The 26,063-nt window shown below is 71.4% G+C and carries 23 protein-coding genes; 9 read left to right on the top strand and 14 right to left on the bottom strand.

What is annotated here, in order from left to right:
* The first annotated feature begins 76 nt into the window (after positions 1-76).
* Together ACWFRU_RS25140 and ACWFRU_RS25135 are read left to right on the top strand one after the other, a co-directional pair.
* On the top strand, positions 77-562 hold the full coding sequence (locus ACWFRU_RS25140; protein WP_453690419.1) for a cation:proton antiporter regulatory subunit: 486 nt from the start codon (positions 77-79) through the stop codon (positions 560-562).
* 4 nt (positions 563-566) lie between these two features.
* Positions 567-1,835, top strand: a complete 1,269-nt coding sequence (locus tag ACWFRU_RS25135) for a cation:proton antiporter (protein ID WP_453690418.1) — start codon at positions 567-569, stop codon at positions 1,833-1,835.
* A 151-nt stretch (positions 1,836-1,986) separates the two neighbouring features.
* On the opposite strand, the gene ACWFRU_RS25130 is transcribed toward ACWFRU_RS25135, so the two are convergent.
* Genes ACWFRU_RS25130 through ACWFRU_RS25105 form a run of 6 tightly spaced genes read right to left on the bottom strand, consistent with a single transcriptional unit; the run spans position 1,987 to position 9,430 of the window.
* Positions 1,987-3,843 (bottom strand): gamma-glutamyltransferase family protein, encoded by a 1,857-nt coding sequence (locus tag ACWFRU_RS25130; RefSeq protein ID WP_453690417.1) that lies wholly within the window; start codon positions 3,841-3,843, stop codon positions 1,987-1,989.
* An 11-nt stretch (positions 3,844-3,854) separates the two neighbouring features.
* Positions 3,855-4,937, bottom strand: coding sequence for an ABC transporter ATP-binding protein (locus tag ACWFRU_RS25125; protein WP_453690416.1), 1,083 nt, complete (start codon positions 4,935-4,937; stop codon positions 3,855-3,857).
* Entirely contained in the window at positions 4,934-5,971 is a 1,038-nt protein-coding gene (locus tag ACWFRU_RS25120) for an ABC transporter ATP-binding protein (RefSeq protein WP_453690415.1), read from the bottom strand. The genes ACWFRU_RS25125 and ACWFRU_RS25120 overlap by 4 nt, the downstream gene beginning before the upstream one ends.
* Positions 5,968-6,858: an ABC transporter permease gene (locus ACWFRU_RS25115; RefSeq protein ID WP_453690414.1), complete on the bottom strand. Its 891-nt coding sequence runs from the start codon at positions 6,856-6,858 to the stop codon at positions 5,968-5,970. The genes ACWFRU_RS25120 and ACWFRU_RS25115 overlap by 4 nt, the downstream gene beginning before the upstream one ends.
* The gene (locus ACWFRU_RS25110) at positions 6,855-7,808 is read right to left on the bottom strand and encodes an ABC transporter permease (RefSeq protein WP_453690413.1); all 954 of its coding nucleotides are present in this window, start codon (positions 7,806-7,808) and stop codon (positions 6,855-6,857) included. Before ACWFRU_RS25110 ends, ACWFRU_RS25115 begins: the two co-directional genes overlap by 4 nt.
* Before the next feature lie 11 nt (positions 7,809-7,819).
* Positions 7,820-9,430: an ABC transporter substrate-binding protein gene (locus ACWFRU_RS25105; protein ID WP_453690412.1), complete on the bottom strand. Its 1,611-nt coding sequence runs from the start codon at positions 9,428-9,430 to the stop codon at positions 7,820-7,822.
* A 349-nt stretch (positions 9,431-9,779) separates the two neighbouring features.
* On the opposite strand from ACWFRU_RS25105, the gene ACWFRU_RS25100 reads away from it, so the two are divergent.
* The 3 genes from ACWFRU_RS25100 to ACWFRU_RS25090 all read left to right on the top strand — a co-directional run bounded on the left by ACWFRU_RS25100 (position 9,780) and on the right by ACWFRU_RS25090 (position 13,388).
* Positions 9,780-10,193: a VOC family protein gene (locus ACWFRU_RS25100; RefSeq protein ID WP_453690411.1), complete on the top strand. Its 414-nt coding sequence runs from the start codon at positions 9,780-9,782 to the stop codon at positions 10,191-10,193.
* 127 nt (positions 10,194-10,320) lie between these two features.
* On the top strand, positions 10,321-11,847 hold the full coding sequence (locus ACWFRU_RS25095) for an MFS transporter (RefSeq protein ID WP_453690410.1): 1,527 nt from the start codon (positions 10,321-10,323) through the stop codon (positions 11,845-11,847).
* Positions 11,848-11,870: 23 nt separating this feature from the next.
* Positions 11,871-13,388, top strand: a complete 1,518-nt coding sequence (locus tag ACWFRU_RS25090; RefSeq protein ID WP_453690409.1) for an MFS transporter — start codon at positions 11,871-11,873, stop codon at positions 13,386-13,388.
* A gap of 15 nt (positions 13,389-13,403) precedes the next feature.
* Here ACWFRU_RS25090 and ACWFRU_RS25085 read toward each other — a convergent pair whose 3' ends face one another.
* Positions 13,404-13,883 carry a GNAT family N-acetyltransferase gene (locus ACWFRU_RS25085; protein WP_453690408.1) on the bottom strand — a complete coding sequence of 160 codons (480 nt, stop codon included), beginning with the start codon at positions 13,881-13,883 and terminating at the stop codon, positions 13,404-13,406.
* A gap of 189 nt (positions 13,884-14,072) precedes the next feature.
* On the opposite strand from ACWFRU_RS25085, the gene hemC reads away from it, so the two are divergent.
* The 4 genes from hemC to ACWFRU_RS25065 all read left to right on the top strand — a co-directional run bounded on the left by hemC (position 14,073) and on the right by ACWFRU_RS25065 (position 17,616).
* The gene (gene hemC / locus ACWFRU_RS25080; protein ID WP_453690407.1) at positions 14,073-15,008 is read left to right on the top strand and encodes a hydroxymethylbilane synthase; all 936 of its coding nucleotides are present in this window, start codon (positions 14,073-14,075) and stop codon (positions 15,006-15,008) included.
* Positions 15,009-15,283: 275 nt separating this feature from the next.
* Complete coding sequence (locus ACWFRU_RS25075; RefSeq protein WP_453690406.1) at positions 15,284-16,135, top strand: endo alpha-1,4 polygalactosaminidase; 852 nt, start codon at positions 15,284-15,286, stop codon at positions 16,133-16,135.
* A 228-nt stretch (positions 16,136-16,363) separates the two neighbouring features.
* On the top strand, positions 16,364-16,933 hold the full coding sequence (locus ACWFRU_RS25070; RefSeq protein ID WP_453690405.1) for a hypothetical protein: 570 nt from the start codon (positions 16,364-16,366) through the stop codon (positions 16,931-16,933).
* Between the two features lie 68 nt (positions 16,934-17,001).
* Positions 17,002-17,616, top strand: coding sequence for a hypothetical protein (locus ACWFRU_RS25065; protein ID WP_453690404.1), 615 nt, complete (start codon positions 17,002-17,004; stop codon positions 17,614-17,616).
* Between the two features lie 21 nt (positions 17,617-17,637).
* Here ACWFRU_RS25065 and ACWFRU_RS25060 read toward each other — a convergent pair whose 3' ends face one another.
* The 7 genes from ACWFRU_RS25060 to ACWFRU_RS25030 all read right to left on the bottom strand — a co-directional run bounded on the left by ACWFRU_RS25060 (position 17,638) and on the right by ACWFRU_RS25030 (position 25,987).
* Positions 17,638-18,333, bottom strand: coding sequence for a hypothetical protein (locus ACWFRU_RS25060; RefSeq protein ID WP_453690403.1), 696 nt, complete (start codon positions 18,331-18,333; stop codon positions 17,638-17,640).
* 72 nt (positions 18,334-18,405) lie between these two features.
* Positions 18,406-19,662: a GNAT family N-acetyltransferase gene (locus tag ACWFRU_RS25055; RefSeq protein WP_453690402.1), complete on the bottom strand. Its 1,257-nt coding sequence runs from the start codon at positions 19,660-19,662 to the stop codon at positions 18,406-18,408.
* 24 nt (positions 19,663-19,686) lie between these two features.
* Entirely contained in the window at positions 19,687-20,772 is a 1,086-nt protein-coding gene (locus ACWFRU_RS25050; protein WP_453690401.1) for a peptidase C39 family protein, read from the bottom strand.
* Positions 20,773-20,828: 56 nt separating this feature from the next.
* A complete protein-coding gene (locus ACWFRU_RS25045; RefSeq protein ID WP_453690400.1) occupies positions 20,829-22,928 on the bottom strand; it encodes an iron ABC transporter permease in 2,100 nt (699 codons plus the stop codon).
* Positions 22,925-23,989 (bottom strand): iron-siderophore ABC transporter substrate-binding protein, encoded by a 1,065-nt coding sequence (locus tag ACWFRU_RS25040; RefSeq protein WP_453690399.1) that lies wholly within the window; start codon positions 23,987-23,989, stop codon positions 22,925-22,927. The genes ACWFRU_RS25045 and ACWFRU_RS25040 overlap by 4 nt, the downstream gene beginning before the upstream one ends.
* 59 nt (positions 23,990-24,048) lie before the next feature.
* A complete protein-coding gene (locus tag ACWFRU_RS25035) occupies positions 24,049-24,936 on the bottom strand; it encodes an ABC transporter ATP-binding protein (protein ID WP_453690398.1) in 888 nt (295 codons plus the stop codon).
* Positions 24,937-25,102: 166 nt separating this feature from the next.
* The gene (locus ACWFRU_RS25030; RefSeq protein ID WP_453690397.1) at positions 25,103-25,987 is read right to left on the bottom strand and encodes a helix-turn-helix domain-containing protein; all 885 of its coding nucleotides are present in this window, start codon (positions 25,985-25,987) and stop codon (positions 25,103-25,105) included.
* Between the last annotated feature and the right edge of the window lie 76 nt (positions 25,988-26,063).

Below are 26,063 nucleotides of genomic sequence, written 5' to 3'. Positions count from 1 at the left end.
GCAAAGAACGGGCCTATAGGGTGACCTTAACGCCGTATTGACGCCCATCAGCCAATCAGCAACTAGGGGAAGAGCTGTGTCCGCTTCACGTCTCAGCCAGACGCCACTCCCAGGCATCGGCATCCGGTACGACCTGACCACCCGGGAACACCGCAAGATCTCGGTGGTCGCGCACCGGGACGGCGCGCGCACCCTCAGCGCCTACCGTGCCGACGACCCCGACGAGTGCGCGCTCTCGCTGCGGCTGAGCTCGGGTGACGCGGAGGCCCTGATCGACGCGCTGATGCCCTCGCACCACAGCCCCAATCTCCTGCACACCACGGACCTCGGCCTGGTCGCCGAGCGCATCGAGGTGGCCGGCTCCTCGCACTGGAACGGGCGGGTGCTCGGCGAGACCCAGATGCGCACCGAGACCGGCGCGTCCATCGTGGCGGTGCTGCGCAGGGCCGAGGCGATTCCTTCGCCCGCGCCCGACTTCCGCCTCGCGGGCGGGGACACACTCATCGTGATCGGCACCCGCGAAGGTGTGGAGAGCGCCGCCGCGATACTCGGGCGGGAGTGATTCGATGCACTCCGCTGTCTTCCTGATCGAATTCGGCGCGATCATTCTCGCGCTCGGGCTGCTCGGCCGATTCGCCGGACGGTTCCGCTTCTCCCCGATCCCCCTCTATCTGCTCGCCGGGCTCGCGTTCGGCGAGGGCGGGCTGCTTCCGCTGGGCGCCAGTGAGGAGTTCGTCGCCATCGGCGCCGAGATTGGCGTCATCCTGCTGCTGCTCATGCTGGGGCTCGAATACACCGCGAGCGATCTGGTCAGCAATCTCAAGACCCAGTACCCGGCCGGGCTCGTCGACATGGGGCTCAACGCCGTGCCGGGCGCGATCGCCGCGCTCCTGATGGGCTGGGGTCCCGTCGCCGCCGTCGTGCTCGCGGGGGTCACCTGGATCTCGTCGTCCGGCGTCATCGCGAAGGTCCTGAACGACCTGGGCCGCCTCGGCAACCGCGAGACACCCGTCATCCTCAGCATCCTGGTCCTCGAAGACCTGGCGATGGCGGTCTATCTGCCCATCATCACCGCCCTGTTGGCCGGTGTCGGCTGGGCCGCGGGCAGTCTCACCCTGGGCATCGCGCTCGGTGCGGCCGGTCTGGTGCTGTTCCTCGCCGTGCGCTACGGCCGTGTCATCTCGCGCTTCGTGTCGAGCGACGACCCCGAGAAGCTGCTCCTGGTCGTCCTCGGTCTGACGATCCTGGTCGCCGGGATCGCGCAGCAGCTCCAGGTCTCCGCCGCCGTGGGCGCCTTCCTGGTCGGCATCGCACTGTCCGGCGAGGTCGCCGAGGGCGCGCACAGCCTCCTCGCACCGCTGCGGGACCTGTTCGCCGCCGTCTTCTTCGTCTTCTTCGGCCTGCACACCGATCCGGCGAGCATCCCGCCGGTGCTGCTTCCCGCGCTCCTGCTCGCCGTCGTGACGGCGTGCACGAAGATCGCCACGGGGTACTGGGCGGCCCGCCGCGCCAAGATCTCCGTCAAGGGACGGTGGCGGGCGGGCGGCGCCCTCGTGGCGCGCGGCGAGTTCTCCATCGTCATCGCGGGTCTCGCCGTCACCGCGGGCATCGAGCCCTCGCTCGGCCCGCTGGCCACGGCGTACGTCCTGATCCTGGTGATCGTCGGCCCGCTGACCGCGCGCTTCGCGCAGCCGGTGGCCGCGCTGGTGGGCGGCGTCGTCTCGCGCCGCAGGGAAGCCACGGCCGCGGTGGCCGTGCCCTCCCCGCGGGAGCCGGGGCAGTCGACGAAGGCGGAGGAGTCGCTGGACGGTCAGGAGACCAGCGGCCGGTCCTGACGACCGCCTTCGGCCGGGTACGCGGCGCGCGACGCCTCGTACCCGGCCGTGCCGCGGGGCTCATCGGAGCCACGTCTGCCGGGTTCGCGCCATTGCCGACCGCGGATCCTGGTCCGTCCTCGCGCAGTTCCCCGCGCCCCTTTTGGGGCTTCTACCGGCCCACGGCGTATCCCTGCATCCCCCGCGGGTTGGCCGCCGCCGAGAGCACCCCGGTGCGCGGGTCCCGCGCCACGGCGCACAGGCGGCCCTCCGACCAGGGCTCGCCCACCGTCACGTCGTGCCCGCGCCGCCGCAGTTCCTCGATGACCGCCTCGTCCATGCGGGACTCGACCGTGACGCTGCCCGGACGCATGCCGCGCGGGTAGAAGGAGCCGGGGAAGCTGTCGTTGTGCCAGTTGGGGGCGTCGATGGCGCCCTGGAGGTCGAGGCCGCCGCGGACGGAACCGCGCAGCGCCACCGACAGGAAGAAGTGCAGCTGCCACTGGTCCTGCTGGTCCCCGCCGGGCGTGCCGAACGCCATCACCGGTACGCCGTCCTTGAGCGCGAGGGACGGCGTCAGGGTGGTGCGCGGGCGGCGGCCGGGCGTCAGGGAGTTGGGCAGGCCCTCCTCCAGCCAGGCCATCTGGAGCCGGGTGCCCAACGGGAAGCCCAGCTCGGGGACGACCGGGTTGGACTGGAGCCAGCCGCCGCTCGGCGTGGCCGCGACCATGTTGCCCCAGCGGTCCACGATGTCCAGGTGGCAGGTGTCGCCGCGGGTGGCGCCGTCCGCCGAGACGGCCGGTTCACCGGGCACGGGTGACGTGCCGCTCTTGGCAACGGTCGGCTCACCGGCGCCCGCTCCGGGCAGGCCGAGCGCGTCGAAGCCGGGCTCGCCCGCGGCCACCGCGCTGGCGTGGGCGGAGATCTTCGGGGCGCGCCCGCCGGGGCTGCCGGGGCGCAGGTCGTGCGACGCCTTCTCGCCGATGAGCGTGCGCCGCTCCGCGTTGTACGCCTCGGACAGCAGGTCGGCGACCGGGACCGTGCCGGCGCCGTCCGCGTCGCCGTACCAGGCCTCGCGGTCGGCCATGGCCAGCTTGCAGCCCTCGATCAGCAGGTGGACGTAGTCGGCCGAGCCGTAGGCGGGCAGGTCCGCGAGCGCCGAGGGGAGCACGGCGAGCTGTTGGAGGAAGGCCGGGCCCTGGCTCCAGCCGCCCGCCTTGCACAGCGTCCAGCCGTTCCAGTCGTACGTCGCCGGGGCCTCGTAGGTGGCCTCCCAGCCGGCGAGGTCCGCTGCCGTCAGCGTTCCGGTGTGCCGGGCTCCGCTGGTGTCCATCGTGGGGACGCCGGACTGGCGTATCAGCGCCTCGGCGATGAATCCCTCGCTCCAGATCTTGCGCGCGGCCTCGATCTGCTCGACGCGCGAGCCGGTGCCCGCCTCCTCGATCACGCGCCGCCAGGTCGCGGCGAGCGCGGGGTTGCGCAGGAGCTCGCCGGGCTGCGGGGACCGGCCCTCCGGCAGGTAGATCTCGGCCGACGACGGCCACTCGGTCTCGAAGAGTTCGCGCACCGTCTCGACGGTCTCGCCGACGCGCTCCACGGGTGCGTGGCCGTCCTCCGCGTACCCGATGGCGTACTTGAGGACGTCGGCAAGGGACTTGGTCCCGTGGTCGCGCAGGAGCACCATCCACGCGTCGAAGGCGCCCGGCACGGCGGCCGCGAGCGGACCTGTGCCCGGCACCAGTTCGAGGCCGAGTGAGCGGTAGTGGTCCACGCTCGCTCCGGCGGGCGCGACGCCCTGCCCACACAGGACCCGCACCTCGCCGTCGGCGGGGGCCAGGATGATCGGCACCTCGCCCGCCGGGCCGTTGAGGTGCGGCTCGACGACGTGCAGGACGAAACCGGCGGCGACCGCCGCGTCATAGGCGTTGCCGCCGTCCTCCAGGACAGCCATCGCGGACTGCGAGGCGAGCCAGTGGGTGGAGGACACCATGCCGAAGGTGCCTTGGAGGGTCGGCCTAGTGGTGAACAAGAGTGCTGCTCCTAGCGTGCGGTGCGGGTACTGGGGATCGTACGGAGGGCGGGGGCGGGGACGGCGGCGGCGTCCGGAGCCATGCCGTCGTCGCCGACAAGGTGGCAGGAGACCTGGCGCCCGCCCTCTCCGGAAAGGGCCTCTGCGGGAAGCAGGCGCAGCTCCGGCACCTCGACACGGCAGCGTTCGACGGCCAGCGGGCAGCGCGTGTGGAAGCGGCAGCCGGGCGGCGGGGCGAGCGGGCTCGGCAGTTCACCGCTGAGGACGATGCGCTCGCGGGTGCGCTGGAGGACCGGGTCGGGCACGGGCGCGGCGGACAGGAGCGCCTGTGTGTAGGGGTGCTTGGGGTCGGCGAACAGCTCGGCGGTCGGCGCCTGTTCGACGATCTGGCCGAGGTACATGACCGCGATGCGGTCGGCGAGGAACTCCACGGCGGCCAGGTCGTGCGTGATGAACAGACACCCGAAGCCGCGGTCCCGCTGCAGGTCGGCGAGGAGGTTGAGGACCGAGGCCTGCACGGAGACGTCGAGCGCCGATGTGGGTTCGTCGGCCACCAGGAGGTCCGGGTCGACGGAGAGGGCGCGGGCGATGGAGATGCGCTGGCGCTGTCCGCCGGAGAGTTCGTGCGGGTGCCGGTCGGCGTGCTCGGGGCGCAGACCGACCTGGCCGAGGAGTCCGGCCACGCGCTCGCGTGCCGCCTCCCCCTTGGCGATCCCGTGCAGGCGCAGGGGTTCGCCGATGATCTGCCCGACGGTCATGCGCGGGTCGAGCGAGGAGGAGGGGTCCTGGAAGACGAGGTGGAAGTCTTTCCGGAGGGGTCGCAGGGCGCGGCGTGAAAGGCGGGTCACATCCGTGCCGTTGATGCGGACCGTGCCGCCGGTGGGTTCGTCGAGCCGTACGGCACAGCGCCCCACGGTCGACTTGCCGCTCCCCGACTCCCCCACCAGACCGACGACTTCGCCCTTGCCGACGGTGAGCGTGACGCCGTCGGCGGCGCGCACGAAGCCGCCGGGCGACGCGAAGTGCCGCTCCAGGGCGACCAGTTCGAGCACCGGGGCCGCCGTCTCACCGTCGTGTGTCCGCGTGGTGATCACTGTCCGGCCTCCTGGATGGTGGGCGTGAGAACGGCGGCGTCCTGCGGATGCCAGCAGGCCGCCCGGTGTGCGGCATCGGCCCCGGCGGTGCGGGAGACCGCCTTGAAGCCGGGCCTGCCCGTCGTGCACCGCTCGTCGGCGTGCGCACAGCGCGGGGCGAAGGTGCAGGCGTCCGGCTGTGCGTCGAGGCTCGGCACGAGGCCGGGGATCTCGGGCAGCCGCCGCTTGCCCTTGCCTCCCGGGCGCAGGACCGCGCCGAGGAGGCCGCGGGTGTACGGGTGGCGCGGCTCGGCGAACAGTTCGTGCACCGGGGCCTGTTCGACGGGGCGGCCCGCGTACATGACCAGGACGCGGTCGGCGGTGTCGGCCACCACGCCCAGGTCGTGGGTGATCAGCACGATCGCGGTGCCGAGCCGTTCCCGCAGGGACTGCAGGACTTCGAGGATGCCCGCCTGGACGGTGACGTCGAGCGCGGTGGTCGGCTCGTCGGCGATCAGGACGGACGGATCGCAGGCGACCGCGATCGCGATCATGACGCGTTGGCGCATGCCGCCGCTGAGCTGGTGCGGATACTCGTCGACGCGCTGGGCGGGCGCGGGGATGCCCACCAGGTCGAGGAGTTCGACGGCACGCGCGCGTGCCTCCTTCTTCGACATGCCCTGGTGGCGGCGGAGCACCTCGCCTATCTGCCGGCCGATGGTCAGGACGGGGTTCAGCGAGGTCATGGGCTCCTGGAAGATCATCGCGATGTCCTTGCCGCGGACCCGCCCGAGCTCCTTCTCGCTCGCTCCGGCTATCTCGGCACCGCCGAGTCTGATCGATCCCTCGATGTGGGCGGTGGGCGGCAAGAGCCCCATCACAGCCATCGCCGTGACGGACTTGCCGCATCCCGACTCGCCGACCACCGCGAGCACTTCGCCCGGCGCGACGTCGTACGAGAGGTGGTCGACGGCGTGCACGGTGCGGGCGTCGGAGCGGAAGGAGACCGACAGGTCGCGCACGCTCAGTACGGGATCGCTGATGGGGTGGCTCATCGGGTGGCTCCTCGGGGGTCGAGGACGTCCCGCAGGCCGTCGCCGAGCAGGTTGAACGCCAGGGTGGCCGCGACGACCGCGAGTCCGGGGAAGACCGCCATCCACGGCGCGGGCGCGAGGAAGGACTGGGCGCCGGAGAGCATCACGCCGAGCGACGCCTCGGGTGGCTGAACTCCCAGTCCCAGGAAGCTGAGCAGCGCCTCCCCGATGATCGCGGCGGGGATGCCGACGGTCGCCTGGACGGTCAGCGCGGAGGTGGCGTTGGGCAAGATATGCCGGAAGAGGACGGTGGCGTCGCCGCCTCCGTTGGCGACGGCGGCAGCCACGTAGTCGACGTGCCGCAGCCGCAAGGTCTCCGCGCGGGTAATGCGGATGACGGCCGGGATCTGTGAGATGCCGATCGCGATGGTCGCGTTGGTGAGCGAAGGGCCGAGCACGGCGGCGAGTCCGACGGCGAGCACCAGGAAGGGGAAGGCCAGCATCGTGTCGGTGAGCCGGGAGACCACGCTGTCGGTGAACTTGCCGTAATAGCCCGCGAGCAGGCCGAGCGGCACGCCGACGGCGAACGCGAGCGCCACGGCGACCACGCCCACGTGCATGGAGGCCCGCGCCCCGTACACGACCCGGGACAGCTGGTCGCGGCCCAGGTCGTCGGTGCCCAGCCAGTGCGACCAGCCGGGTGCGGCCAGGGCGTTGGCGAAGTCGGGACGCGCGGGATCGTACGGCGCGACCAGCGGCGCGAAGAGCGCCGCGAGGACGAAGACGGCGGCGATGACGCCGCCGGTCATGGCGAGCCGGTTCCTGCGCAGGGCGCGCAGCTTGCCGCTGCCTCCGCCCGCTCCGGCGGAACGTGTCCGCCCCAGTCGTGTGAGCACCGCTGTCGTCACCGGGCACCTCCGAGCCGGATGCGCGGGTCGATGACCGAATACGCCACGTCGACCAGCAGGTTGATGAGGATGTACGCGGCGGAGGTGCACAGCACCACGCCTTGCAGGGTCGCGTAGTCGCGGGTGAAGACGGCGTCGATGGTGAGCTTGCCGAAGCCGGGCAGCACGAAGATCTGCTCGGTGACGACGGCTCCCGAGATGAGGTGTCCGAGCTGCAGGCCGAGCACGGTCACGACGGTGACCAGGGAGTTGCGCAGCGCGTGCCCGCCGATGACCTCGCGCCGCGAGAGCCCCTTGGCCCGCGCGGTGCGGACGTAGTCGGCGGAGAGCGAGTCCAGCATCGCCGCCCGTGTCTGGCGCATCACGACGGCCGCGAGCCCCGAGCCGAGGACGATGGCGGGCAGCACCATGCGGCGCAGGTTGTCCAGCGGGTCGGCAGCGAAGGGCACGTATCCGGAGGCCGAGAAGACCGGCACGGCGATGGCGAGTCCGAGGACCAGGACCATGCCGAGCCAGAAGGTGGGGACGGAGAGCCCGAGGAGGGCGAGCGCGTTGGCGAGCCACTCCTCCGGCTTTCCGCGTCGCACGGCGGCGACGATGCCCGCGCCGATGCCGACGGTGACCGCCAACAGCAGGGACAGCGCGGCCAGTTCGAGGGTGATGGGCAGGGCCGCGGTGATCGCGTCGGAGACGGGGAGGCCGGTGCGTGAGGAGGTCCCCAGGTCGCCGGTGATCGCATGGCCGATGAACCGCCCGTACTGGACGACGATGTTGTCGTTCAGGCCGTAGCTCTCGCGGATGGCGGCGAGCGCCTCGGGGCTGCGTTCCTCGCCGGCGAGCGCGAGCGCCGGGTCGCCCGGCAGGGCGCGGATGCCGGCGAAGACGACCATGCTGACGAGGACGAGGGTGATGAGGGACTGGCGGACGCGGGTGAGCAGATACGACGTCATGGGGCTCAGGCTCATCGGGTGTACCCCGCAGTCGAGACGCGGACCAGGCCGTCTCCGTAGACGCGCACGCCCGCGACGTCCTTGCCGGCGACGATGTAGTTCTTCTGGCGGTAGAGGTAGATGAGCCCGCGTCGCTCCTGGGCGCGCCGGGTCAACTCCCCGTAGATCTTGGTGCGTTCCTCCGGGTCGGCTTCGGCGCGCCCGCGCTCGACGAGCCGGTCGATCTCCGGGTCCGAGAGTCCGTAGGCGTTCATGGCGCCGCGTGTCTGGAGGAAGCTGGCGATGTTGCCGTCCGGGTCGAGCCGCCCCGACCAGCCGCTGGTGAAGGCGTCGTAGCGCCCGGAGTCGGTCTCCTCGAGCATCGTGGCGTACTCGGTGGGGCGCAGTGTGACCGCGAACCCCGCCTCCTTGGTCATGGCCTGTACGACCTGTCCGAGGCGGCTGGATTCGGGCGTGGTGGACACCTTCAGCTCGATGCGGACCGGCGTCTTCACCCCGGCCTCCTCGAGGAGCCGCTTGGCTTTGGCGACGTCCCGCTTGGGGCAGGCGGTCGCCTTGACGCCGGGGGCGATGGCGGACTCGGGCGAGACGGGGCCGCAGGCGGGCTCGTACATGCCCTGGAAGACGACCTTGTTGATGAGGTCGCGGTCGATGGCGAGCTCGAAGGCCTCCCGGACCCGTGACTCACGCGCGAGCGGTGTGTCGATGCGGCCCGGCTTCTCGCCCAGGCCCTTGACGTTCCCGACGTTGAAGCCGATGCCCTGATAGCCGAGCGAGGGCGAGTTGAAGAGCTGGAGGTCGGGCTCGGTGAGCGCGCTGCGCACGTCGACGGGTGTCATCTGGTCGCCCACCTGGATGTCTCCGGAGCGCAGGTTGGCCAGGCGTACGTTGCCGTCGGGTATCGGCTTGTAGATCACCTTGTCGAGGTGGACCTCGTCGGCCGCGTAGTAGTTGGGGTCCTTGGCGAGCACGATGCGGTCGCCGCCGACACGCTCCACGTACTTGAACGGGCCGACGCAGGAGGGGTGGTTGGTGAAGTTCTTGCCGTACTTCTTGAGCGCGGCGGGCGACATCACCATGCCGGAGCGGTCGGCGAGGACGGCCGTGAGGGGCACGTAGGCCTGCTTGAGCGTGAGCTTCACGGTGTACGGGCCTGTCGCCTTCGCCCCGGCGAGCGGGGCGAGTTCGGTGGCGCGCGCGGAGCCCGGCAGGTCGCGGTGGCGCAGCAGCGAGGTGACGGCGGCGTCCGCGTCCAGCTTGGTCCCGTCGCTGAATCTGAGGCCCTCGCGCAGGGCGAAGGTGACGGTGCGGCCGTCCTTCGATGTCTTGGGCAGGGCTTTGGCCAGCTGCGGGATCACGGTCCCGTGCTCGTCGATGTCGTAGAGCTTCTCGCACATCCCGGCGAAGACGGTGCGGCCCACGAGGGTCTGCGCGAGGGTCGGGTCGAGCTTGTCCGGGTCGGCGTTGAGGGCGACGGTGAGGGTGCCGCCGTCCCGCACGGGACGGTCGTCGGTCATGCGCTCACCGCCGACCTCGGTGGCCGAGGACTGCAGGGAGCCGCAGCCCGCCGTCAGGGACATCACCAGGGCAACTGCCGCGAGGGCAACCGCTTTTCGGCGCACGGGTAGGTACCTCCGCCAGGGGTGGTTCCGGGCTGATCGTGGACGATCAAGGAATACGGCAGAACGTATTTCGCATACAGTCCGCACACAAGGGGTCGGTCCGGATGCCGGACCGTATTTGATGAAGATTGAATAACCGAGCGCGACAAATGGCTGCACGCTACATGCAGCGGACTTTCCGTCCATCAGAGGACGACGTGCCGCATGCCCGCCGCATCCCCGCGTCCCCGGCGCGGCGTCCCCGCATCACCGGCGCCCGGCCGCGTACCCGCCGCTCGCCGGGCCGTTGTCAGTCCCCCGCGCTAGTCTCCGCGCTACTGACCGTTCCACCCCGTTCCGGGAGGTTTTCATGGTCTCGCGACTCAACCCGTATCTCAGCTTCGGCGGCGACGCCCGCCAGGCCCTGGAGTTCTACAAGGAGGTCTTCGGCGGCGAGCTCGCGCTCAACACCTTCGGTGAAGCCGGCCAGCAGGACACCCCATCCGCCGACAAGATCATGCACGGCATGCTGGAGGCGCCGAACGGCTTCACCCTGATGGGCGCCGACACCCCGCCCGGCATGGACCACACGCCGGGCAACAACTTCTCGGTGAGCCTCAGCGGAGACGACGAGGCCGAGCTGCGCGGCTACTGGGAGAAGTTGTCCGCCGGCGGCTCGGTCGCCGTACCGATGGAGAAGCAGATGTGGGGCGACGTGTTCGGCATGTGCACGGACCGCTTCGGCATCCCCTGGATGGTCAACATCAGCCAGCCGCAGAGCTGACCGCACCCTCCTCACGCTTCGACGGGTCCGCGGCCCGGGGCCCACCACGCCCCGGTCGCGGGCTCTTAGCAGCGCGTCTACGGTGTGACGGGGATGTCTGCGAGGCGGGGGGCGTCTGGAGGCACCGATGGACCGCTCGCCCGCGCCCGAGCCCTTCGAAGCAGGGCAGACCGCAGGATCAAGCGCCTCCGCTCCGCCACATCCCAGCGGCGGTAGCCACGAGCACCGCTGGCTCATCCTCGGCATCGTCGGCATCGCCCAGCTCATGGTGGTCCTCGACGCGACGATCGTGAACATCGCGCTGCCCTCGGCCCAGCAGGACCTGGGGTTCAGCGACGGCAACCGCCAGTGGATCGTGACCGCGTACGCGCTCGCCTTCGGCAGCCTGCTGCTCCTCGGCGGACGCATCGCCGACCTGGTGGGCCGCAAGCTGGTCTTCCTCGCCGGTCTCGGCGGCTTCGCGCTCGCCTCCGCCCTCGGCGGCGCGGCGTCCAGTTTCACCATGCTCGTGGTGGCCCGCGCCCTGCAGGGCGTGTTCGGCGCGCTCCTGGCGCCCGCCGCGCTGTCCCTGCTCACCACGACGTTCACCGACCCCAGGGAACGCGCCAAGGCGTTCGGCATCTACGGCGCCATCGCGGGCGCGGGCGGCGCGGTCGGTCTGCTCCTCGGCGGCATCCTGACCGAGTACCTGGACTGGCGCTGGTGCCTGTACGTGAACCTGATCTTCGCGGTCTTCGCCATGCTGGGCGGCGCCCGGCTGCTGCACGGCGGCAGGCCCGCCGACCGGCCGAAGCTGGACGTGCCCGGCACCCTGCTGGTCTCCGCGGGCCTGTTCTGCGTCGTCTACGGCTTCTCGAACGCCGAGACGCACGCCTGGAGCGACGTGGACACCTGGGGGTTCCTCGTGGTCGGCGCCGTCCTCGTGGCGGCCTTCGCCTGGTGGCAGACGCGGGCCGCGCACCCGCTGCTCCCGCTGCGGGTGGTGCTCGACCGGGACCGCGGGGCCTCGTTCCTCGCGATGTTCATCTCCGGCGCGGGCATGTTCGGTGTCTTCCTGTTCCTGACCTACTACCTCCAGCAGATCCTGGGCTACACGCCGGTCAAGACGGGGCTCGCGTTCCTGCCGATGGTCGCCGTCATGGTCGTGATCTCGGTCGTCACGACCAACGTGCTCGTGCCGCGGTTCGGCGCGAAGCCCATCGTGCCGCTCGGCATGGGCCTGGCGGCCGCCGCGATGGCCTGGCTCACCGCACTCGACGTCCACAGCGGGTACGCGGCGCACGTGCTGCCGCCGCTGCTCGTCGCCGGTCTCGGCCTCGGCCTGGTCTTCGCCCCGGCGATGAGCATGGCCACCGCCGGGGTCGCCGCGCATGACGCGGGCGTGGCGTCGGCGATGGTCAACACCAGCCAGCAGGTGGGCGGTTCGATCGGCACCGCCCTGCTCAACTCCCTGGCCACGAGCGCCGCGGCCAACTACCTCGTGGGCAAGGACCCGACGCCACAGGCGAAGGCCCAGTCCGCGATGGAGAGTTACTCGACGGCGTACACCTGGTCGGCGGTCTTCTTCGCGGTCGGGCTGATCGTTACGGTCGTGCTGTACCGCAAGGGAGCCCCGGTCCACTCGGACGCGGGCGGCGGCGCGGTGCACATGTAGGCAGGCAGGACGGAGGGAGGGCGATGGCAACCGCACCCGAGGCTTCAGCGACGGAAGACGCCGACGGAGGTGTCGCGCTGGCCTCGGCACGGGGCCGCTGGGTGCTCACCTGCGCCGTCCTCGCGTCGGGAATGGCGATGCTGGACGGCACGGTGGTCAACGTCGCCCTGCCCACCCTCGGCCGGGACCTGGACACGTCACTCGCGTCCCTGCAGTGGGTCGTCAACGCCTACATGCTCACACTCTCCGCGCTGCTGCTGCTCGGCGGGGCGCTCGGCGACCGGATCGGGCGGCGGCGCACCCTGGTCATCGGCGTCGTCTGGTTCGCCGTCGCCTCGGCCCTGTGCGGGCTCGCGCAGAACGCGGGGATGCTCATCGCGGCGCGGGCGCTGCAGGGCATCGGTGGCGCGCTCCTCACGCCGGGGTCGCTCGCCCTGGTGCGTACGTCGTTCCGGCCGAAGGACCAGGCACGCGCGGTGGGCGCCTGGTCCGGGCTCGGCGGGGTGGCGGGCGCGGTCGGGCCGTTCCTGGGCGGCTGGCTGATCGACGGCCCCGGCTGGCGCTGGATCTTCCTGATCAATGTGCCGCTGGCGGCGCTCGTCCTCTTCGCGGTCCGCCATGTGCCGGAGAGCCGGGCCGAGGGCGCGGCGGAGAAGCCGTTCGACGTGACGGGGGCCTGCCTGGCGGCGCTGTTCCTCGCGGGCATCAGCTTCGCGCTGATCAGCGCCGCGGGAGACTCGTCGACGGCGGCGCTCCTGCCGGGGCTCGGCGGACTCGCGGCGGGTGTCGCCTTCGTCGTGGTCGAGCACCGCCGCCGCAACCCGATGCTGCCGCTGCCCCTGTTCCGCTCCCGCCTGTTCAGCGCGGCCAACGTCATGACGCTGTGCCTGTACGCGGCCATCGGCGGGCTCTTGTTCATGCTGCCGGTGCAGTTGCAGACGACGCTGGGCTACGACGCGTTGCAGGCGGGCACGGCGACGCTGCCGATCACGGTCCTGATGCTGCTGCTCTCGGCGGCGGCGGGCGATCTGGCGCGGCGCGTCGGGCCCACCTTGCCGCTCGTCGCGGGGCCGTTGACCGCGGCCGCCGGGGCGCTCCTGATGCTGCGCGTCGAGCCCGGGGCCGCGTACGTCACGGAAGTCCTCCCCGCGGTCGTGGTCCTCGGCCTGGGGATGAGCCTGTTCGTCGCTCCCCTGACCGCCACGGTCCTCGCCTCGGTCGACGCCGGACGCGCGGGCCTGGCCAGCGGCGTCAACAACACCGCGGCGCGGGTGGCCCAGATGCTGGTCGTCGCCGCGCTGCCGCTGGCCGTGGGCCTTTCCGGGACGGCGTACGCGGACGCCGACGCGTTGAACTCGGCGTTCGGCAAGGCGGCCGTGGGCTGCGCGGGCCTGTTCGTCCTCGCGGCGGCAGCGGCGGCGGTCTTCATCCGCCCGCGGCCCGCCTCCTGGCACGAGGACGCGGGGAACACGCCACGCTGCAAGTCCCATCTGGGCGTCGAGGCACCGCCGTTGGAGCCGGGCAAGGACTGCGCGGGGTAGCGGCGGAGATGCCCGTCAGGCCCCCGCGTCCGGTGCCTCGCGTACGAAGAGGGTGACGGTCACGCTCTCCTCGAAGCCGTTGCGCCGCATCAGCGTGGCGGACGCCGTGTTGCGCGACTCGACGTCGGTCACTACGGCGGTGGCCCCCGCGGCGGTCAGCGTCGCGCAGCACGCCTGCACCAGATGACTGGCGACACCTTTGCCCTGATGGGCGGGGGCGCTGGCGATCCACTCCAGGTTCCCCCAGTCCGCGCGCTGGTCGAACCCCATCGAGCCGAGGACGAACCCGGCGAGATCGTCACCGTCGAGCGCCACCCAGCAGGAGGAGTCATCAGCGTCCAGATGCCGGGCGATCGCCGAGAGGGACCAGGAGGTGTACGGCTTCACCGAGGTGTCGTACAGCTCACGCCCCAGGGCGAGTACGTCGGCCAGATGGGTGGGGGCCATGCGTTCGAGAACGATCGGGGACCGCTGGTGTGCGGCGGCGGCTGACATGGAACCTCCCAGGTGACGGACGCCGGGACCCGCCCGGGGGCAGGACGGTGACCGGCTGCTTCTCACGCTATGAGGGCTGAGGACGTCACGCACGCCAGAGCCTGCCGGGCCAGCCGGGCCCTTAGGGCCCGTGGTTCCAGTGCGGCGCCCTTTAACAGATGGCCGCGGGAAGCGCCTATCGTGGTGCGCATGTCCGCTCCTGAGCTGATCCGCATCGTCTCCCGTTCCTCCCCCATGGCGCTGGCCCAGGTGGAACGCGTACGCGCCGAACTCGCCGCGCTGCACCCCGGGATCCGTACGGAGGTCGTGCCGGTCACCACCTCCGGGGACCGCTGGATGGGGGACCTCGCGAAGCTCGGCGGCAAGGGCGCGTTCACCAAGGAGGTCGACGCGGCGCTGCTCGCAGGCGAGGCAGACCTCGCGGTGCACTGCGTCAAGGACGTACCTGCGGACCGGCCGCTTCCGGCGGGCACGACCTTCGCCGCGTTCCTCAAGCGCGACGACATCCGTGACGCGCTCATCCACCCCGGCGGGCTCACCCTGGACGAACTCCCGGCGGGAACCCGCATCGGCACGTCTTCGGTGCGCCGCATCGCGCAACTCGCCGCATCGCACCCGGAGTTGGAGTGCGTCCCGATGCGCGGGAACGCCGGGCGCCGGATGGAGAAGCTGGCCGCGGGCGACGCGGACGCGCTGCTGCTCGCGGTGTCGGGGCTTGAGCGCATCGACCGCATGGACGTGGTCACCGAGGTGCTTTCGGTGGAGACGATGTGCCCGCCGATCGGCGCGGGCATCCTGGCGCTGCAGTGCCGCGAGGAGGACACGCGCACCATCGACGCCGTGTCGGGCCTCGGTGACCCGGAGGCCTGGCGGGAGGCCACCGCCGAGCGCATGTTCCTGCACGTCCTGCAGGGGCACTGCAACTCCCCCATCGCCGGGTACGCGCGCTGCGAGCGGGGCGGTGACCTCTCGCTGCGCGCCCGCGTCTTCACCCCGGACGGCAAGACGGTCCTCAACGCCCATGAGTGGGCCGGGCCGCTCGACCCGGCGACGCTCGGCACGTCCGTGGCGGTCACGCTGCTGCGCCAGGGCGCGCGCGAGCTGATCGACTCGATCGCGCACTGACCCCTCTCGACCGGGGTTGCGCACGCGACGGCGACGTGCACACCGCGCTCAACTCATTTCCCTCGTCACCCACTTGGGGCCATGATCTCGACCAGGCGCCTGCCGACGCGGCCACGGCCCTGAGCGCCTGCGTAAGGCGGTGGCCTGGCCGCCCGGGGCTCGGGCGGCGTACGTAAGATCGACATCGCGTCACATTTCGACGCGAGGACGGGCTCCCGGGCCGTCCTCGGCCGGCGGAGCCCTCCGCCGGCCATCGCCCCGAACGAAAGCCTCCGATGCGCCGCCCGCACCACCTGTTCCGCTCGCGCCCCGGCCGGCTCGCCGCCTGCGCCGCCGCCCTCCTCCTGGCCGCCGCCTGCACCACCGACGACGGCAAGGACGCCCCGGCCACGGACCGGTCGGACGCTGTACGCGCACCGGAGGCCAACGCCGTCTTCGACTACCAGCTCGGCGGCTCCTACCCGCCGGACGACGCCGTGCAGGCGGTGTCCCGCGACCGCGCCGCCGAACCGGCCGACGGCCTCTACGACGTGTGCTACGTCAACGCCTTCCAGACCCAGCCGGGCAAGGCCATCACCTGGTGGAAGAAGCATCACCCGGAACTGCTCCTGAAGGACGACGAAGGCTCCCTGGTGATCGACGAGGACTGGGAGGAGCCCCTCCTGGACATCTCCACGCCCGGCAAGCGCCGGGAGCTGATGGACGTCGTCGGGCCGTGGATCGACGGCTGCGCCGAGTCGGGTTACGACGCCGTGGAGCCCGACAACCTCGACTCCTACGAGCGTTCGGACGGCCTCCTCACGACCGGGCATGCCGCCGCCTTCGCCGAGCTGCTCGCCGAGCGGGCGCACAGCCAAGGCCTGGCCATCGCCCAGAAGAACACCACCGACCTGCTCCCCGAGCGCCGTCGCGTCGGTTTCGACTTCGCCGTGGTCGAGGAGTGCGCCGCGTACAAGGAGTGCGGCGACTTCGCCGACGCCTACGACGACAAAGTCTTCGCCGTCGAGTACGCGCGCAAGGACTACCGCAACGCCTGTGACGCCTGGGGATCTCGCCTGTCCGTCACCCTGCGCGACCGCGAGGTCAGCCCCAAGGGGGCGAAGGGGTACGTCTTCGCGCAGTGCTGATGCGCGCTCGCCGCTCGGGGCGGTATCGGTTCAGACGGTCTTCGCCTTGGGGCAGTCTCCGCTTCTGACCGTTTCTCCCTTCGTTGTGCCCGAAGGGCCCTCTCAGGGTGCCCGAGTCACCTCAACCGCCCCTATGGGCACAGGAATTCGGGATTCCAGCCGCGACCACGGGACCGGAGCCACTACACAGGATGGTGATGTGCCCACGCCAGAAATGGAGGTATCCGTATGGCGATACGGAATCTGCGCCGCAACCGTTTGACGGGGGCCGCCCTCGCGGTCACCACCGGCCTGGTCTGCACCGTCTCGACCCAGTCGGCAGGCGCCGACGAACCGACCGGAGCGGACGGACCGGCAGCGCGACACTGCGTTCTGGACGCGACCACCGGAGAGCAGTCCTGCTTCGGCACCTTCGCCGAGGCCATGGTCCGAGCCGGTGACGGAAGCGTCACGGACGCGCCGGCCACCCCACGGGCCGCCGTCGACTCGTCCTCGTTCCGCGCACAGGCCGGGGACGTCATCCAGGGAACGTTCTTCAGCGATCCCGGCTTCTCGGGTGACACGCTCACCATCAGCGGCCCCTCGCTCTGCGAGAAGGACGGCTGGGTCAACTGGCAGTACGACCTCGGCGACGACTGGAAGAACCGCATCTCCTCCGTGCAGCCCTGGGGCAACTGCGCGATCTGGCTCTACCCCGAGCCCAACCTCGGCGGCGACCGCGACGGACCGTTCGACGAGAACACCTCGGACGTCGGCCAGATGATGAACGACCGCACCCAGTCGATCGGCTTCAGCTAGATCGCAGCCGCGCTCTCCTGCGCGTTGCCCCCCCACCAGCGTCACCTTCCCCCCACTGGAGATCACACATGATCACCCGTACCCGTCTGACCGTCCTGCTGGCGGCGATGACCACCGCGGGCGGCCTCGCCCTCGCGCCCGCCGCACAGGCCGACGAAGAACCCCCCACCATCCGTGAACTGCTCGACAAGTGCGACAACGGCACCGACTCGTGCGTCTTCCACCCCGATGGACCCGGCACCGATTCGAAGGGCGAGGCGCACCAGGTGGGCGACAGCGCCTACAACTGCACCTCCGACCTGCAGCGTTCCAGCATCTCCTGGGCGGACACGACCGGCGAGACCAACAGCGTCGGAGTCTCGCTCAGCGCGGAGTACGGCTTCGCCGAGGTGTTCAAGGTGAGCATCAAGACCTCGTACGGGCATACCTGGGAGAGCTCGCACACCGAGACCGCCACGACCAATGTCGACGTCCGGCCCGGCGAGGTCGGCTGGGTCACGCGAGAGTCGCAGATGCAGCGCGTCAAGGGGACCTACGAGCTGCACTTCGAGGACAAGTTCCACGGGCACTACATCTGGTACGCCCCCTTCGACGCGACCGGCCCGAAGCCGGGCGCGCCGAGCACCAAGACACAGCACACCCGCCCCATGACGGAGCAGGAGAAGGCCGAACACTGCGGCTGACGCGCCGCCGGCTGCGCCGCGTCAGTCACGCGGCCCTTGAGTGAGCCGGTCCAACTGCTTGCCGGCCACCACATCGAGAGGGAAGCCGGGGGTGCGCTGCGCGCCCCGGTCGCTGAACTCCACGGTGAGGGCGCCCACCCGCACCCAGATGTGGTGGTCGGTCAGCACGGTGCCCTTGGGGCCGTCCATGCTCAGGTCGAAGACGACGGCTTCGTCACCGAGGTCGTCGGGCGCCTTCGCCACGGATATACGGGAGTTGAGCTTGCCTTCCGGGGTCTGCCCCACCAGGGTCTTGCACGTCTTGAGCCCCTCCACGAGCCCTCGGAACTCCCTCGACGCACCGTCCCCGGCGTACGAGGCCAGCCAAGTCCGGCCGCCCCATTGGCCGTTGTGCCACCAGAAGTCCTGGATCACGGACGTGGACGCGTTGTGCGCCACGAGCGCGTCGAACACGTCCTGGCAGCCCGGCCCCGGCACCAGGACCCGCGGATCGTACTTGGGCACGGGCCCCTGTACCGGCGCGCTCTCGACGCGTGGCACCTCCCCGTCCTCCAGGAGCAGATCCTTCAACTGCCGTGCCGTCAGCGGTGAGGCGGGGCTCGGCGATGACCTCAGAGAGGCCGACGCCGATTCCTTCACGTCCAGAGCTTCGGCCGAACCCCGCGCCGAACACCCCGCCACGACGACGACCGCCCCGACGGCCAGCACCGCACCCACTGCCTCACGACACCCTGCCCGCATCGCCGCTGCCCCCTTGATCTTCCACGTGTGCGACGCGCAGACCCTACGTCAGAACCAGTGCAGGCAGTGCGGAGCGCGTTCCGTGCGGAACAGTGCGTCCGCGCGGGCGGCGGCGTCCGGGTGGTGGGCCCGGATGTGTCCCGCGCGCACCAGCGTGCTCGGGGCGGTGCCGCCCAGATAGAGCGAGCCCAGGTCACGTACGTCCAGGGACAGGTCGGGCGTGCGCTCCGTGGGGACGCAGGTGGCCTTGCCGTCGCGGACCGTCAGCAGATGGCGGCCGTGCTCGCCGAGGAAGGGGTCGTCGACGTCGAGGACCAGCTCACCGTCGGTGAACCAGCCGCGTGCCGTCAGGGCACGCGGGACATCGAGGAGACGCACCCACAGCCAGTCCGTGTGGTCGCCGACCGTTCCCGCGCGGAAGTCGGCCAGTTGCCAGCGCAGTGGGTGCTCGGGCGGGACGTGCCGGAAGACGACCTGCGAGACCAGGTCGTGTCCGAGCACGAACCGGGCCAGGGCGGTGAAGACCGCGTCATCGGTGGCTACGGTCTCGTCGACCGTGAGGGTGTTGGGCTCGCCGATGGAGTAGCTGGCGTATCCGTCCGCCGTGCCGTCGGCGTCCCGGTGGACGGCGACGTAGCGCGGCGCGGGCGAGACCGGTGACTGGCCCGCTCCCAGGGACCACCAGCGGTGCGGCCGGGACAGCGCGCCGGGTTGGGCGCGGCGGTACCGGTCGTAGACCTCTTCGAGGATCTCGCCGCACTCGGCACGGCGCAGCACCTCGACCGTCCCGCTGTCCGTGCCGCTGCCCGTCCCACCGTCCGGGCCGGTCGCCGGTGCGTCGGCCGTCGTACGTGCGCGGGGAGCCGCGAGGGCGGCTTGGTGGCGCGGCACCGTCAGCCGTGCGGTGAAGGTCGCCGGGCCGTAACCGAACCTGCCGTAGATCTGCGCCTCGGAAGCCAGGAGCACCGAGAGAAACTCGCCCCGGGCCCGCACCTCGGTGAGCTGATGCCGCATCATCGCGCTGAGCACGCCGCGTCGGCGGTGCGAGGGCAGGACGCCGACCGCGCTCACCCCGGCGACCGCGGCGGGGATCTGACCGGGCAGGGTGAGGTCGAAGGAGTACGCGGCGGCGGTGCCCACGGGCCGCCCGTCGGCTGTCAGGGCCAGCAGACCGCGGTCCATCTCGAGCGCCGACCACCAGCGCCCGCCACCCTCGACCGGGGTCTCCGGGAAGTGCCCGAAGGCCGCGTGGACCGTGTCGACGAAGACGTCCAGGTCCTCATCGGTCGTGGGACGAATCTGCATCGCTGTCGCTTTCCTCTCGATGTATCAAGCGCCGATGGTCACCGCGCCGCGAAAGTCTCCCGGCGAGATGGCCGACATCGCGTCGAGCGCGGCGTCGGGGACCGGAAGGAGATGGGCGTCGACCCAAGTGTCTCCTGTGGCCGCGTTGGCCCAGGGATCGTCGATCACGACGGCTCCGGGAACGACGCCGTGGCAGAGCACCCAGTGCGGCACGTCGAAGCCCTGCATCCGGTCGAGCGAGAGCAGGAGCAGCAGGTGCTCGCGACGGCCGATCGCCTCCCGGACCGCGGTCAGGGAGAGGCGGCTCGAGTCGATCGGGACACCGTTGCGTTCCGCGTCCGCGCGGGAGGCGCGCTGGAGCACGGCACGCCACTCCTGGTCGTTCTGCGGGTAGTGGTCGAGCAGGACCGGCCGGTCCGTGTCCAGGTGGACCGTGACCGGGAACGCGGGCCAGGCCCGGCTCACGGCGACGCCGAGGCCGATGGGCTCGCACGCGAGGAAGTTGGTGGCATCGCGCCACAGCGTCAGCTCCGCGTGCCGGTCAAGTGCCTCCCGCGGCAGCCTCCCCGCGTGCGCCTGCGCGACCAGGGCGGTGACGGCGCCGCAGGTGAAGTGCGTGCTCTGCCCGTAGTACGGAGGCTCGGTCGGCACGCCGTCGCGCAGCCAGCGCACGTAACCGGCGACCGGTCCTGCCGCGCCCTCCGACTGCGCGAGCGGAGGGCTCAAGGTAGTGAAGCCGGCGGCAGCGGCGTCCTCGGGGCTCGCCGACCACCCTTCCCACTTGAGCTGCGCGAGCTCTCGGCTACGGGCGAGGGCGACGACCGCCTCCACTGCCGCCGGTACGTCGCCAACGGCATCCACGATCTTCAGATACGCCGTGTCCGGGCGTGCCGTCACGAGCGCGGCGGCGGTCCAGTTCTCGCCGTCGTCGCCGGGTACGGCCACGATGTGCGGGGCGTGGGCGGAGCGGTCGACCGCTCGCCAGCGCTCGGACACCTCATGGTCGGCGAGCCGCGCCAGGGGGGTCGGCGGGGTGTCCCGCTCGTAGGGAACGACGATGCTCTTCACGGGCTCCGCGGGCCGCGCGGGCGATTCCTGATGGGGCGACATGCTGGTGCTCCTGCCGACGGGACGGAGGGGGAGAACGGGGAGGGACGGACGGTCGTTCAACGGGACTTCCGGAGCATCCACACGAAGTACGGTGCGCCGACCAGGGCGATCATGAGGCCCGCCGGCACCTGGGCGGGGGCGACGAGCGTGCGGCCGAGGGCGTCCGCCACGCACACAAGGACCCCGCCGAGCAGCATCGCGACCGGGATCGCGCGACCGTGCCGAGCACCCACGAGGGAACGGGCGAGATGCGGGGCGACGAGCCCCACGAAGCCGACGACGCCGACGGCGATCACGCTGAGCGCCGCGAGCACCGCGGCCACGGCCAGGGCGGTGAAGCGGGTGCGTTCCACCCTGACGCCCACGATGCGCGGGGTGTCCTCGTCGACGGCGAGCAGGTCGAGCCGGCCGCGCATGGCCAGCAGTACGGGCAGGGCGAGAGCCAGCGCCACCGCGACCGGGACGACATCGGGGAACGTCCGCCCGTACGTCGTGCCGGAGAGCCAGGTGAAGATCCGCGGCGTGTTGTACGGGTCGGCGCGCAGCAGGAGGAAGGTGGTGACGGAGCTGATCCCGTACCCCATGCCGATGCCGATCAGCACGAACCGGTCGGGCAGGAAACCGCCGCGCCAGGACAGCAGGGCGATCACCGCGAACGTGGCGAGCCCGGCCGCGACGGCGACCGCGATGAGCACCGGCCGTCCCCCGGGCAGGCCCGACGTGACGACGCTCGCCGCGCCGAGGCCGGCGCCCGCCGTGATGCCGAGCACCCCCGGCTCCGCGAGGGGGTTGCGTACCGTGCTCTGCACGACGCAGCCGGCCAGACCGAGCGCGGCGCCGGCGAGGATCGCGGCGGTCACCCGAGGGACCCGGTCGTCGAGCGCCTGGCCGATCAGGTCCGGTGCGATGCCCTGGACCCAGAGGCCGATGTCTCCCGTCCGCAGCCAGAGGCTCCCCGCCAGGGTGGCCACGAGGGCCGCCACGGCCAGCAGTGCCACCGCGCCGGACACGACGAGGAGGTACGCGCGGCGGGAGCGTACGGCGACGCGCGTGCGCGGGGGTTGCCGGAGTTGGCCGGTGTCACGCAGCCGCAGCGCGAGGGCCACGATCACCACGGAGCCGAGCAGCGCGGTCGGCACACCGGTGGGGATGGACGCGGCCCCGTCCGCCCCCTGCACCGCACGCAGGACCGCGTCGGCGAGCAGGATGAGCAGCGCGCCGAGCAGCCCGGCCGCCGGGATCAGGAGCAGGTGCCGGCGCAGCGCGCGGACCCGCCCCGCGATCAGGCGGGCCAGGACGGGGGCGCCGAGACCGACGAAGGCCATGGGGCCCGCGAGGGTCACGGAGGTGCTGGTCAGGAGTACCGCGCAGACCACGGCGAGCACGCGGGTGCTGCGGATCGGGACGCCGAGGGTGGATGCGGTGTCGTCCCCGAGGTTCATCACGTCCAGCCGCCTGGACAGCGCCAGGGCGACGCACAGCACCACGCCGATGAGCGGGATGGCCCGTATCGACGCGTCGATGTTCAACTGCGCGAGTGAGCCGCTCCCCCAGGCGAAGAGGCCCGTCGTGTTCTGCTCGAACAGGATGAGGAGCATTCCGGTCGCGGCGTCCAGGGCCATCGCCGCCGCCGATCCTGCGAGGATGAGGCGGGTGCCCGCGGTGCCGGCGGCCCGGCCCGCGAGGAGCAGCACGAGTGCCGCCGCGACCAGTCCGCCGGTGAAGGCGACGGCGCCCGACGCCCACAGCGGCACGGCGAGGCCGAAGGCGGCGACGAGCGTGAGGGAGAAGTGGGCACCGGCCGTGACGGCGAGGGTGTCGGGCGAGGCGAGCGTGTTGTGCGTGACGGACTGGAGCAGCGTGCCGGCGCAGCCGAGGGCGAAGCCCACCGCCACACCCGCGAGCAGGCGCGGCAGTCGTGAGCCGGTGAGGATCTCACCGACCGGCGCGCCCTTGGTGTTCTCGGGTTCCCCGGCGAGATGACGCAGCAGGTCGCCGACGCCGACTCCCGATGTCCCCTGGGTCAGGTGCCACATGCCCACCAGGACGGTCGCGACGAGGAGGAGTGCCAGGACGGCCGCCCCGGCGGGGCCGCCGCCGCGCTCGGCGCGCGGCAGCGGTCCCGCTTCAGGTGCGGCAGTACGTACTGTGCTCACTTCTTGTCGAGTACGTCGACGTAGGCGTCGATCGCCTGCTCGTTGGAGCGCGGGCCACCGGCGCCCCACACCCGGGCCGGGAACGCGTGGGCGCGGTCTTCCTTGACGGCCGGGAGGGTCTTCCAGATCGGGTTCTTGCGCAGCGCCGCGACGTATCCGCCGGCGCCTTCGTCGTTGGCGTAGAAGAGGTTGGCGTCGCCCACCGCGGTCAGGCCCTCGACATCGGTCTGCGCGAGGCCGTAGGCGGGGTCGACGCCGCCGTCACCGTGCTTCTTGTTGACGTCGTTGGTCCACGCGGGCTTCAGGCCGAGTTCCTTGCCTATCTCGGTGAACAGGGCGCCGTCGCTGTAGGGGCGCACGGTGAGGTTGCCTCCCTCGAGCCATCCGTCGAAGAACAGGAAGTTCTTCGTCGGCAGGTCGGCGTCGGCGACCTTCTTCTTCGCCGTCGCGAGGTGCTGGTCGAACTCCTTGAGCACCTGGTCGGCCCGCTCGGTGCGCCCCGTAGCCTCACCGATCATGCTGAAGACCTTGCGCATGTTCCCGATCGGGTCCTTCGGGTCCGCTCCTCGCGTGGCCATCACGGGGACGCCCCGCTTCTCCAGCTTCTTGATCATCTCGTCCTTGGCGTCGAACGCCTCCACGACGACGAGGTCGGGCTTGGCCGCGTAGAGGGTGTCGAGGTCGGGCTCCTCACGGGTGCCGATGTCCGTCACGCCCTTGGGCAGCTTCTCCGCGCTGACCCAGGTGCGGTATCCCTTCGCGTCGGAGACGGCGGTGGGGGTGACGCACAGGGTTAGCGCGTCCTCGACCTGCTGCCATTCGAGGACCGCGATGCGCTTGGCGGGCTTGTCGAGCTTCACCTGGCGGCCGACGCCGTCCTTGAAGGAGACCGGCTTCGTCGAGGTGTTCGTGGTGTCCTTGGCGCAGCTCTTCGACGCGGGGGCCGCGTCGGCGCCGGCGCCGGCCGTGGCCTTGTCGACGTCGGTCGTACCGCAGGCCGTTGCGGCGAGCAGGGCGAGCCCGGTGGAGGCTGATGCCGCGAGGCGACGGGCACGGTTCATGAAGGATCCTCTTTCTCAGGTTTCTCAAGTGACGCGGGAGCGACGTGGCGTCGGCCTGTTCAGGACAGGTGGCGGCCGAGTGGGTCGATGCGGAGGCGGCCTGTGCGAGGGTCGGTGCTCACCTCGACACGGATGTCGTAGACCTCGCCGATGTTCTCGGCGGTCAGGACGTCGGCGGGGGTGCCGGCCGCGTACACACGGCCCGAGCTCATGAGGACGAGCGTGTCCGCGACGCGGGAGGCCTGGTCGAGGTCGTGCAGCACGATCCCGACCGCGATGCCGTGTTCCTCGACGAGATCCCGTACCAGGTCGAGCGTCTCGAACTGGTAGCGCAGGTCCAGATGGTTGGTCGGCTCGTCGAGGAGCACGACGCCGGTCTCCTGGGCCAGGCAGGACGCGAGCCAGACGCGTTGCATCTCGCCGCCGGAGAGTTCGCCGACCTGGCGGCCGGCCATGTCCCGTACTCCGGTGACCCCCATGGCGTGGTCGACGGCGGTCCGGTCCTCGGCGGTCGGTCCGGCGAAGCCACGCCGGTAGGGATGGCGTCCGAACGCGACGACCTCCGCGACCGTCAGCCCTTGGGGAGCGGGCCGCGACTGGGAGAACAGCGTGACCTCGCGCGCGAACTGACGGGGGCTGAGCAGGGCGGCGTCGCGCTCGGGGTGTACGTCGCGCCCTGGCCGTGCGTCACGCTCGGGCGTGCCGAGTGTCACCCGGCCGCCGTCCACCCGATGCAGCCGGGACAGCGCACGCAGCAACGTGGACTTGCCGCTGCCGTTCGGCCCCACCAGGGCGGTCGCGCGGCCGGGTTCCAGGGTGACCGAGACACCGTGGACAACCGGCTTTCCGCTGTAGCGGAGCACCAGGTCGTGCCCGTGGAGGGCGGCCACCGGAGCGGCGGGGCCGGTCACCGGTTTTGCGGCAGGCCGGAAGGGGCTCGTGAACATGAAGGGGTCCGGACGATCGGAGGGGCGAGGGCTGCGGCACCCCTCCGTCCGGTTTCACCGGCCAGGCCGCGCACTCACCCACGCACGGACAGCGCCGTGCACGGCGAGCAACAACTAAGGGTTACCTAACTCCGAGAAGGTTATATTCCGCTTGCCGTGTCGACAATCAGGAGTTCTGGTCACGCGATACGGAATTCCGGACATCGCCGGGTGCGCCACCGGGTGCGCCGTCCGCCGCGTCGAAGAACGCGCCCGGCGTCGTGCCCATGACCCGCCGGAAGGCGGCGATGAAGGAGCTGGGCTGCGCGTAGCCGAGCACATCGGAGACCGTGGTCACGTCGAAGCCATCGGCGAGGAGCATCAGCGCCCGGTGCACGCGCAGCATCTGGCGCCACTGCGCGAAGGACAGACCCGTCGTCTGACGGAAGGCGCGGGTGATCGTGCGGTCACTGGTCCCGAGGTGTCGCGCCCACTCCTCCAGCGAGCGGCCGTCGCCGGGATCGTCCAGCAGGGCTTCGGCTATCGCGTCGATACGGGGATCGCCCGGCAACCGCACGGAGAACTGCCGCTCCGCGGGCTGGATCACGTCGAAGACGACCGACTCCGCACGCGCCCTGGCCTCCGCGTCGAGATCCGTACGGGAGAGATGGTTGAGCAGCGACTCCAGCAAGGGCGTCATCGCGATCGCCTTCGGTTCCGTGAACGCGAAGGGCGTGCGATCGAGCGCGAAGAAGGCGTCGGAGAACTCCGCTCCCGCCGTTGCCCGGCCCGCGTGCACCACTCCCGCGGGCATCCACAGCCCATGCCCCTCGACCACCGTGAAGACACGGTCCCCCACACGGGACGTCAGCGTCCCCCCGCGCACCCAGACGAGTTCGTGCAGGGGATGCGCGTGCGGGGACCACTCCGTGGGAGCGCGGACCACCCGGAACCCGGCAAGGATGGTCCCTGCCGCCGCCTGAGCCGGCAGCGCCTCGGCCCGGCGCAACACGGTGCCCGCCTCCCGCCGCCACATCCCGGGACTCGCCTCACCACGGGACGCTCGAACCATGCGAAGGAGTCTATCCGCGCTGGTCGGCGCCTTGGCGCCTGGGGGAAAACCCCCAGCCCAGACGGAGGAAATCCGC

This window comes from Streptomyces sp. NPDC055099 (assembly GCF_053607685.1).
The sequence above is the reverse complement of the archived record's forward strand: the minus strand, read 5'-3'. Positions and strand labels throughout refer to the sequence as shown.